The organism is Nonomuraea harbinensis, from assembly GCF_019396385.1.
Taxonomy (GTDB): Bacteria; Actinomycetota; Actinomycetes; order Streptosporangiales; family Streptosporangiaceae; genus Nonomuraea; species Nonomuraea ferruginea.
On record NZ_JAHKRN010000100.1, the window covers coordinates 1 to 10,104 of the forward strand.

8 protein-coding genes are annotated in these 10,104 nt (G+C 69.2%); 5 read left to right on the forward strand and 3 right to left on the reverse strand.

The features are described from left to right. On the reverse strand, positions 1 to 1,201 hold a 1,201-nt coding region (locus KME79_RS43860; protein WP_246641406.1), incomplete at its 3' end, for a ricin-type beta-trefoil lectin domain protein. Positions 1,202 to 1,607: 406 nt separating this feature from the next. After that, positions 1,608 to 2,378: a FadR/GntR family transcriptional regulator gene (locus KME79_RS43865; RefSeq protein ID WP_148032243.1), complete on the reverse strand. Its 771-nt coding sequence runs from the start codon at positions 2,376 to 2,378 to the stop codon at positions 1,608 to 1,610. 167 nt (positions 2,379 to 2,545) lie between these two features. On the opposite strand from KME79_RS43865, the gene KME79_RS43870 reads away from it, so the two are divergent. Genes KME79_RS43870 through KME79_RS43885 form a run of 4 tightly spaced genes read left to right on the forward strand, consistent with a single transcriptional unit; the run spans position 2,546 to position 6,737 of the window. Beyond that, a complete protein-coding gene (locus KME79_RS43870; protein ID WP_219552527.1) occupies positions 2,546 to 3,784 on the forward strand; it encodes an ABC transporter substrate-binding protein in 1,239 nt (412 codons plus the stop codon). A 55-nt stretch (positions 3,785 to 3,839) separates the two neighbouring features. Then, positions 3,840 to 4,733, forward strand: a complete 894-nt coding sequence (locus KME79_RS43875) for a carbohydrate ABC transporter permease (RefSeq protein ID WP_219552528.1) — start codon at positions 3,840 to 3,842, stop codon at positions 4,731 to 4,733. Then, positions 4,733 to 5,560 (forward strand): carbohydrate ABC transporter permease, encoded by an 828-nt coding sequence (locus tag KME79_RS43880; protein WP_148032241.1) that lies wholly within the window; start codon positions 4,733 to 4,735, stop codon positions 5,558 to 5,560. The genes KME79_RS43875 and KME79_RS43880 overlap by 1 nt, the downstream gene beginning before the upstream one ends. 25 nt (positions 5,561 to 5,585) lie before the next feature. Beyond that, positions 5,586 to 6,737: a mandelate racemase/muconate lactonizing enzyme family protein gene (locus tag KME79_RS43885; protein ID WP_219552529.1), complete on the forward strand. Its 1,152-nt coding sequence runs from the start codon at positions 5,586 to 5,588 to the stop codon at positions 6,735 to 6,737. Between the two features lie 24 nt (positions 6,738 to 6,761). Here KME79_RS43885 and KME79_RS43890 read toward each other — a convergent pair whose 3' ends face one another. After that, positions 6,762 to 7,499: a FadR/GntR family transcriptional regulator gene (locus KME79_RS43890; RefSeq protein WP_219552531.1), complete on the reverse strand. Its 738-nt coding sequence runs from the start codon at positions 7,497 to 7,499 to the stop codon at positions 6,762 to 6,764. A gap of 378 nt (positions 7,500 to 7,877) precedes the next feature. Between KME79_RS43890 and KME79_RS46035 the strand changes: the two genes are divergently transcribed. After that, positions 7,878 to 10,104: ricin-type beta-trefoil lectin domain protein (locus KME79_RS46035; RefSeq protein ID WP_246641408.1), on the forward strand; the 2,227-nt coding region annotated here is incomplete at its 3' end.

Genomic DNA, 10,104 nt, shown 5'->3' on the forward strand with positions numbered 1-10,104 from the left:
TGTTGAGGCGCCACTTCTGGTTGTTCTGGCCGTTGCAGTCCCAGATGATCACCGCGCTGCCGTCGGCCGTCCCGGCCCCGTTCACGTCCAGGCACTTGCCGCCGTACACCCGCAGCTCACCGGCACTGGTGACGGTCCACTGCTGATTGGCCTGGCCGTTGCAGTCCCAGATCAGCACCTGCGCGCCGTTCGCCTGGGAAGCGCCGTTGACGTCCAGGCAGCGGTTCGACCCCACACCCCGCAGCGCGCTCGTGTCGGGCGGATTCGGGTCGCCGCCTCCCAGTTGCGTGAAGAAGTTCCAGACCACGGGCCTGGTCCAGGAGTTCTCGCCGGGTTCGAAGTCGCCAGGCCTCCCGTCCACGGGACCGGGGGTGTGGCCCGCGTCGAACGCCGCCCACGCCACCGGATACCCGGTCCGGCATCCCGAGTAGTAGGTGACGATGTGCGTCAGGCTGCCCTGGGCGGGCTCCTGCGGGTTCTGGGGTGTGCAGCCGTTGTTCCTGACGAACCTGTCACGTAGCGACCGGCCCGCGGAGATGTTGAGCACCGAATCCCTGAGGCCGTGCAGTCCGATGTACGCGACGGGCTCCGTGCCGCCGCTGCAGCCGCTGAGCTGCGCGCCGGCGTAGACCGCCACCGCGCGGAAGACCGTCGCCCGGGCGCACGCGAGCGCGTAGCTCATGCCGCCGCCGTAGCTGAAGCCCAGGGCGAAGCGCTGTGCGGTGTCCACGCAGAGGTCCGCCTCGATCCTCCGGATCATGTCGTCGACGAAGGTGACGTCCTCGCCGCCCGAGTTGGCCCAGCCGTTGTTGAGTCCCTGAGGCGCGACGAAGATCGCGGTGCCGTTCGACAGCGCCCTGAGCCCGTAATAGGACCACGGATAACCACTGGTTCCGCCCGAGTCGACGTCGTTGGCGGTGCCGCCGTTCCAGTGGAATCCGAAAATCAACCGGTAGGGGGTCGTGTTGTTGTAGCCGTCTGGAATTCTCAGGACGAAGCTTCGATTTCTGCCGTTCGTGGTAATCGATTGGGCGCCGCTTCTGAGAGTCGGGGTCTTGCCGCATCCCGCGGTGGGCGCGAGGGCGCTCTGTTGCGTGCGCGACGGGGTCGCGCTGTCGCCCAGCGCCGTCTGCCCCGTGGTCGGAACGACGAGCAGTGCCGCCGACGCGATGGCGGTGAGGAGGAGCCTGAGCCTCGACATCACGCGATTTCCTTTGCCGTTGTGGTGGTGCCACACGTGAATGGGAAGTATGTGCCTCGCCTTGCGGGCGCCGGTGATATCAGGGTCGACGCCGCCACGTTCCGCCGATCGAAACCCGCCGACCGGCGCGCATCGGTCGGCTGGTCGGTAATTTCAGGTGTTAGCGCTAACGCAATAGCGCCGTAATCGGTCCCCCCTTTCTTTCTGGCGGCTGATGGCGATGGTGCAGCGGAGCAAATATGACCGTGACAAGACCTGTCAAGGCCCGGCCCGCCCGACGTCGAGGGCCCTCGCCCGGGGAGATCCCGCCGCTCCTCCGCCTGACCAGGACAAGCCGCCGCGGCCACCCCTGATCTGCCGCGATGAAACTTTCAGATCGTCCGGATGCCCGAGCGGGATGTCCGTGCTAGCGCTGCAGCCGTACGGGATCGGCCGTCCCGCTGCGGCGGACGATCCAGGCGTCGGTGATGTGGCGGAACATCGCCTCGGCGGCGCCGTCGGGATCGTGCGCGGCGATGCGTTCGTAGATGCGGCGGTGGCCGAGGTTCGACGCCACGCACAGGGCCCGCTCGGTCCTGCCCAGGTAGCGGGCGGTGTTGACGACCTGGCCTTCGAGTGACCGTACGACGCCACGAGCGATGCGGTTGCCCGAGGCCCGCATGATGGTGTCGTGGAAGGCGCGGTCGCTCTCGGCGTACGTGACCGGGTCGTCCACGAGCTCGTCCATGTGATCCACCAGCGCTCGTAGCTGATCTACGGTGTCCGGCCCGGCCAGGCGGGCGGCGACGTTGGCCATGTCGGACTCCAGCACGCGCCGGGTGACGACGAGGTCGTCGAGGATCGCCAGGCTCTCGTCCTCGGCGATGGTCGCGGTGAGGACGAGCTCGTCGAGCATGTCCCAGGTCGCCGGGGGAGTGACCATGGTGCCGGAGCCCTGGCGGACCTGCACCAGCCCTTTCTCCTGCAGGATCTTCACCGCCTCCCGCACGACGGTGCGGCTCACGGAGAAGGTCTCGCACAGCGCGGGCTCGGGGGGCAACGGTGTCCCCGGCGGGTGCACACCGCGCACGATGCGCTCCACCAGCTCGGCGGTAACCGCTCTGGCGAGACTCGCCGGGCGGCGTACCCAGGCCGGTGGCGCCGGGTCACTGCCGGCCGTTTCCCGCGATGCCGTCATGTCGCCTCCGGTGGCCTGGCAGGTGACAGCGTCACCGCGGTCAGTATACGCACGATCCCTTGCCGTGAGACGTCATACGAATTACGTTTGACCGCAGACGGCCTGATCCGGCGGCCGCTCCCGGAAAGCGGGCAGCGATGAAGCACCGAGCGTTATGGTCGGCCCTGATGGTCGCGGCCCTGGCCGTGGCCGGCTGTGGAAGCGCGACCCGGACGGGCTCCCCGTCCGGAGACTCGCAGCGGAAGCTCGTGGTCTGGGACTGGAAGTCCGGTGAGCCGGCCGCCGCGGCCTACGTCGAGAAGGCGAAGGCGGACTTCGCCCAGCGGCATCCAGGGGTCACCGTCGAGTTCGTCGCCCAGCCGTACGACCAGTACTACACCCTGCTCGGCACGGCGAGCCAGTCGGACAAGGCGCCCGACGTCATGCTCTTCAACGGGGGTGGGCAGATCCGTGACCGGGCCGGCACGCTCCTTCCGCTGGACCGGTACGTGGCCGAGGACAGGAGCCGGCTGGCGGGCTGGGAAGCGTTCAGCGAGGACGGCAAGGTCTACGCCGCACCGGTGACCCTGCAAGGGCACCCGATCTACTACAACAAGACGCTCTACGAAGCGGCCGGCCTCGACCCGGCTGACCCGCCCAAAACCTGGAACGAGTTCGTCAGCGGCTGCGCCGCCATCAAGAAGACGACCGGGGCCGCCTGCTTCGCGCTCGGGAACAAGGAAGGCTTCGGCATCCAGTTCTTCCTGTCGGGCCTCGGATCCGGGATCCTCACGCCCCGGGAGTACGACGACTGGATCGCCGGAAAGCGCGACTGGACCTCTCCCCACGTACGGCGGATCTTCGAGCTGTGGAAGGACGCCGGCGACAAGGGGCTGAACAACCGCGGCGCCAACTCCACCGCGATGTTCACCGACATCTTCACAGTCTTCGAGACCGGAAAGGCCGCTCACATCATCGGCCTGATGTCGGACATCGGGCACTGGAAGGACTTCGGAGAGTTCCTGCCGCCCGAGAAGATCGGCGTCATGCGGGCCCCGGTCGTCACCGACGGAGCCACCCCGAGCCTTCCGTATGACGGCGGCATCGGCTACGCGGTCGCGAAGGGGACGAAGGACCCCGCACTGGCCGCCGATCTGGTGCGAGCCCTGACCTCGACCGACGCCTTGACGGCGTTCTACGCCGAGGCCGGCGCGATCACGTCCGACACCACGATCGACGTCTCGCGGGCCGGCCCGGCCGCCACCGCGATCGCCTCTGAGATCAGGACCGGCAGGCCCGCCCTGCACGTGGCGCTGTCGTCCAAGACCCTGGACCTGATGGGACGGCTGTCCCAGCAGCTCCTGAGCGGGTCGGCCACCGTGGACGAGGCGGTGGAGCAGCTGGCCGCCTCCGACCGGACGGGCTGACCGCGTGCCGATCGGAGGCCCGTCGCCGCCGGCCCGGCCGGCCGGCGGAGCGGCCGTGAAGCGACGAGCCCGTACGGCAGCCGGCACGGTGCGCGCCGAGCGCCTCGCGCCCTACGTCCTGGTGGCCCCGGCCGTACTGATCATCGTGGCGCTGCGGCTGTGGCCGCTGGCCCTGGGAGTCAACTTCTCCTTCACGGGCGATGGCGAGTTCAACGGAACCTTCGTCGGGCCGGGCAACTACCTGGAGCTGGCCGGCGACCCGCTGTTCCACCTCTCGCTGCGCAACGTCGGGCTGCTGGTGCTGCTGCTTCCCCTGGCGGTGGCGATTCCGGGTCTGCTCGCGACCTTCATCTATCTGCGGGTGCCGGGTCACCGGGTCTACCGCAGCGTCTACTTCTTCCCGGCCGTGCTCTCACCGGTGATCGTCGGTGCGATCTTCAACCTGATGCTCGGGTACGAGGGCCCGTTGAACTCCGCCCTCGCGGCGATCGGCGCCGGCCCCGTCGACTGGCTGGGCGATCCGGGCATCGCCATGTTCACGGTGGTCGGCGTGCACATCTGGGCGACGTTCGGGATGGCCCTGGTGGTGTTCCTCGCGGGATTCAGCACCCTGGACGCCTCGCTGCTGGACGCCGCCCGCGTGGACGGCGCCTCACTCCGCCGGACCATCTGGCACGTGATCATCCCGAGCCTGACCCGCACCATTCAGTTCGTCTTCGTGACGACGATGATCGGAATGCTGACGTCCATGTTCGGCCTGCTCTTCGTCATGACCAGCGGGGGCCCGGAGGGGTCCACCTACCTGCCGGAGTATTACATCTGGCACCAGCAGGGACAGATGAACCGGCCGGCGCTCGCCTCGGCCGCCTCGACGGTTCTCTTCGTCGTCATGCTCGTGGTGGGGCTCCTGCAGATCACCCTGCTCCGTCGCGCCGGGAGGCAGGACTGATGCCCAGGACGCGTCCGGCCAGGTGGGTGGCCGCCGTTCCGATGGCCGCTCTCGCGCTGGCGACGATCTATCCTCTCGTGTTCACCGCCAACGTCGCGATGAAGACCCGCCGGGAGTACGTCCTCGACCGGTTCTCCCCGGCGGGTTCCCCGCGGTGGGACAACCTCGCCGAGGCGTGGGCCGGCGCCGGAATGGCGGGGTACTTCGTCAACTCGTTCATCGTCGTGGCGTGCGCCGTGGCCCTGCTGCTGCTGTTGGGGTCGATGGCGGGCTTCGCGCTGGCTCGGCTCCGGTTCCGCGGTTCCTCGATGATCTTCCTGGGTTGTCTCGCGGGACTGTTCGTCCCGTTCCAGGTGATCATGGTCCCGCTCACCAGGGTCATGGCCGACAGCGGGCTCATCGACACCTATCCGGGGCTGATCCTGGCCTACGTCGCCCAGTTCCTCCCGTTCACCGTCTTCCTGATGACGAGTCACTACAGGACCATTCCGGCGGAGATCGTCGACGCGGCCAGGATCGACGGCAACACGGTGTACGGCGTGTACCTTCGGATCATGCTCCCGCTGGGCGCCCCCGCGCTGCTGTCGGTCGGCATTCTCGACGCCCTGTTCTGCTGGAACGACGTGCTCATCGCCCTGCTCATGATGCCGTCGCCGGAGAACCGCACCCTCATGATCGGGGTCAACGCCCTGCGCGGGCAGTATTCCGGCGACATCCCCGTCTTCGCCTCGGGTGTCCTGATCGCCGCGGTGCCCGTGCTGATGATCTACCTGTTCCTCCAGCGCCAGATCACCGACGGGATCACCGCCGGCTCCACGAAAGGCTGACATGCGGATCACTGGCTATCGCACCATGACGACGGTCCAGGAATGGGGTCGTCCCGTCGGTGACGTCAACGGTGTCTTCGCCGACGGAGTCGTCCCGGTGCCGCTCGTCATGGTGGACACCGACGAGGGGATCACCGGCGTCGGCCTCGGGCCGCACGTGGAGATCGACACGGTCTTCGCCGCGATCGAGGGAGAGGATCCGCGCGGCGTGACGGCGCTCTACGACCGCATGCTGCGGCGGACCTTCAAAGCGGGCCACGCCGGGGCCATGTTCGGCACGATCGGCGCGCTCGACACCGCCCTGTGGGACATCAAGGCGCGGGCGGCCGGTGAGCCGCTCTGGCGCCTGCTCGGCGGGCGCGACCGGGGAGTGCCCGCCTACGCCTCCGGCCTCGACATCGGCCTGTCCGACGACGAACTCGTCTCGGTCTACCAGGTCTACGCCGGGCACGGTCTGCGCGCGGCCAAGATCAAGGGCGGCCTCGACATCGAACGCGACCGGCACCGCCTCACGCTGGTAGGGGAGGTCCTGACCGAGGCGGGGCGCGGAGCGCGGCCGGGCCTGATGCTCGACGTGAACGAGGCCTGGAACCGCAAGCAGGCGGTCCGGCACGTCTGCGAGCTCGAACGCACGCTGGATCTCACGTGGATCGAGGAGCCGGTGCGGCGGTGGGACGCCGACGGCCTGGCCGCGGTCGGCCGCGGGATCCGCGCCTCCGTCGCCACGGGGGAGAACCTCACCGGCCTTGAGCAGTTCCGCCCGCTGCTGGCCGCGGGCGCCGTGGACATCGTCCAGACGGCCGTCGTCTGGGGGGTGTCCCACTTTCTCCGGGTGTCCGCGCTGGCGCACGCCCACGACCTGCCGGTCAGCCCGATCGGCGCCACGCCCGTCGCGCTGCTGCACGCCGCGACGTCGGTGCCGAACCATCTGGCCAGCGAGCTGCAGGATCTGCACCCGCCGTTCGGGCTGTCGCTCGACCTGTACGTCGAGGACGGCGCGTTCGTCCTCGGCGACTCTCCGGGTCTGGGCATCACGGTCGATGAGCAGGCGATCAACGCGTTCGCCCGCCGTCCGGACGCCAGGGCGGCCGAGGGCCCCCACATCCGGCCGGAGCACGCCGGGCGGCGGCTGCTGGCGGTCGACGACTCCTCACCCGCGACGCGGTCTCCGGGATGAGCCGGAGCCGGGCGCCCGCCCGGATCAGGGGGACGAGAAGAGACGCTGCTGGATCTCCTTGCGGTAGTCGTCGAGCGTGTTGTCGATGTGCAGGGCCGCGGACTGGGCGGCCGCTTCGGGGTCGCCGGCGCGGATGGCCTGGTAGATGGCGTCGTGCTCCTCCACGGCCTTGGCGGCGTGCCCGCCCACCGAGCCGCGCAGGCCGATGAGGCTCGACTGCGCCTGCAGCCTGCGGGCCTCCCGCACGCCGACCTGGAGGAACATGTTGTGCGAGGCGGCGGCGACAGCGGTGTGGAAGGCGTCGTCGCCCTCGTTGAACAGCTCCTCGCGTCCGGTCTCGTAGCCGCGGCGGCACAGTCCGGCCGCTTCTTCGATGGCCCTCAGCTCGGCGGGGGTGGCGCGCCGGGCGGCCAGCCGGCTGGTCTCCATCTCCTGCGTCCGGCGGAACTCGAACAGCATGTAGACGTGGTCGAGGTCGGTCGGGAGGAAGAAGGCCCCCCAGCGCCCGGTGCCGAACATCCCCTCGTCGTCGGCCACGTACAGGCCGCGGCCCTTCTGGGCGCGTACGCGGCCGAGCGCGGAGAGGATCTTCACCGCCTCGCGCACCACGGTGCGGCTGGTGCCCAGTTGCCGGGCCAGCTCGTTCTCGGTCGGCATGCGGTCACCCGGACGCAGGCCGAGCCTGACGATCAGTTCCAGCACCTGCTCGGCGGCTACCTCGTAGCCCGGCCGGTATCCGCTCTCGCGCGGGGCCTCAGTCACCGTGCTTCCTCCTCGGCGTTCCCTGAAGAGTATGACGGAAGAGCCGACCCTCCACGCCTCCGGCGCCGCCCAATAAGTACGACACATATGAACGGTTCATCCGAGAGTCGCGGGCGCAGACAAGCGTGGTCACTGGTGTTACCACTGGTGAAAGCGTAAAGCGGCGCCCCGTGGTCGCACTCTCGGTGCGCGCATCGGGGAATAAGAAGGCTTAAGGGGTTGACGGGTATCCCTACTCCAAAGGTAATTAGGAGCGAGACCGGCGGTCCACGCCCGCTCGGCCCCGCAACGGCGTCACCTGCCTGACGAACAGGGCGTGACCTGGCCAAACGCCTACCCCCCGAAGGAACGACTGTGCACTTACCGCCACCCGTCACGATGCTCAGACCGGTCCTGATCGGCGTCGTCACCGCCGTGCTGGCCGCGGCGTTCGCCCTCGTCGCCCCCGCCACCCCGGCCCGCGCGGCCACCACGACCCTGTACGCGTCACCCGCCGGCACCGGCACCGGCTGCACCTCCAGCCAGCCGTGCTCGCTGGCCGCGGCGCAGACGGCGGTCCGTTCGCTGAACGCCGGGATGTCCGGTGACATCGTCGTGGAGCTGGCCGGCGGGGTGTATCGGCTGTCCTCGCCGCTCCGGCTGACCGCCGCCGACTCCGGCGACAACGGCTACGTCGTCAGATGGCAGGCCGCGGCGGGGGCCGTCCCGGTCATCAGCGGAGCCAGGGCGGTCACCGGATGGACCCTGGCCGACTCGGCGAGGAACATCTGGCGCGCCAACGTCGGGGCGGGGATCGACACCCGGCAGTTGTACGTCGACGGCGCGCTCGCCACCCGGGCGCGCACCGCCGTCAACCGGTCCGACTTCACCGCGAGCAGCACCGGGATGAGGTTCACCAGCAGCGCGCTGAGCTACCTGAACAACCTCGCCGACCAGGGCCGGGTGGAGATGGAGAGCGTCGGCTCCTTCACCGACCGGTACGCGCCGGTGCAGAGCATCAGCGGCAACCTCATCACGATGCGGCAGCCTGCCTGGAACAACAACAACTTCGGGTACGACACCTTCACCAGTCCGCACCGGGCGGGGCCGCTCCACCTGACCAACGCCTACGAGTTCCTCGACTCGCCGGGGGAGTGGTACCTCGCCCCCGCGACCGGCGCCCTGTCCTACATCCCGCTCCCCGGGCAGAACATGAGCCAGGTCAGCGTGGAGCTGCCGGTGCTCCAGTCGCTGGTGCACGTGGGGGGAACCTACGACGCGCCGGCGCACCACATCACCTTCAGCGGGATCACCTTCACCGGCACGAGCTGGCTCGGCCCCGGCGTCAACCAGGGCTACGCGGACCAGCAGACCGGCGCCTACATAGCGGGCAACTGGAGCTGGCCCGCCTTCACCTCCTGCCACCAGGGCTGCCGGCAGTTCGAGGCGACCCGGCCGAACTGGTACCAGATGCCGGCCGCCGTGCAGGTCTCCGCGGCGAACACCGTCACCTTCACCGACTCGCGCTTCGTCAACCTGGGACAGACGGCCATCGGCATCGGCAACGACGCCAACGCGCACGCCGGCGGTGTCGGCCTGGGCGCCGCCGGCATCACGGTCACCCGGTCGGAGATCGCCCACAGCGCGGCCGGCGGCATCGTGGTCGGCGGCGTGCGCGCGGACGCCCACCACCCGAGTGACCAGCGGATGGTCAACCGGGACATCACCGTCAGCCACAACCGCATCCACGACCTCGGCCTGGACCACCGGGGCGTCGTCTCGGTCCTGACCACCTACGTCACCGGCACCGACGTGTCCCACAACGAGGTCTACAACATGCCGTACACCGGCATGTCGATCGGGTACGGCTGGGGCGCCAACGAGCCGGGCGGCAGCACCCACTACGCCGGCCGCGGCCTGTACGACTTCCAGCCGCGCTACACCACGCCCACCACCGCCTCCGGCAACCGGCTCGTCGGCAACTACGTGCACGACGTCATGCAGCAGATGACCGACGGCGGCTGCATCTACACGCTGTCGTGGAACCCGGGCGCGGTGATCAGCGACAACCACTGCCTGCGCACCAACGGCTGGTTCGGCATCTACTTCGACGAGGGCTCGCGGTACTACACCGTCAGGAACAACGTGCTGGCGAACACCGGCACCTGGGCCACCGCCAACTACTGGTACGGCGAGAACATGGGCGACTTCACCGTCACCGGCAACTGGTCGACCAACGGCAGCACCAACATCACCAACGGCGACCGCGGCAACGTGGTGAACAACAACGTCACCGTGACCAACGGCGCCTGGCCGGCCGGCGCCCAGGCCGTGATCGCGTCCGCCGGGCCCGGGGGGCAGCCCTCGGGGGACACGGGCGCGTTCAGGGGAGTCGGGTCGAACCGCTGCCTGGACGTCAACGGCGCTTCCCAGGCCAACGGCGCGCAGGTGCTCATCTGGGACTGCAACGGCCAGGCGAACCAGCAGTGGACCGTCACCAGTGCCGGTGAGCTGCGGGTGTACGGCGGCAAGTGCCTGGACGTGAACGGGGCCGGGACGTCCGACGGCAGCGCGGTGATCATCTGGGACTGCAACGGCCAGAACAACCAGAAGTGGCGGCTCAACG

What these genes read in the sequence shown, in the direction of transcription:
- KME79_RS43865 (WP_148032243.1), bottom strand. Translation starts at nt 2,378, where the DNA reads ATGACGGCATCGCGGGAAACGGCCGGCAGTGACCCGGCGCCACCGGCC.
- KME79_RS43870 (WP_219552527.1), top strand. Translation starts at nt 2,546, where the DNA reads ATGGTCGCGGCCCTGGCCGTGGCCGGCTGTGGAAGCGCGACCCGGACG.
- KME79_RS43880 (WP_148032241.1), top strand. Translation starts at nt 4,733, where the DNA reads ATGCCCAGGACGCGTCCGGCCAGGTGGGTGGCCGCCGTTCCGATGGCC.
- KME79_RS43885 (WP_219552529.1), top strand. Translation starts at nt 5,586, where the DNA reads ATGACGACGGTCCAGGAATGGGGTCGTCCCGTCGGTGACGTCAACGGT.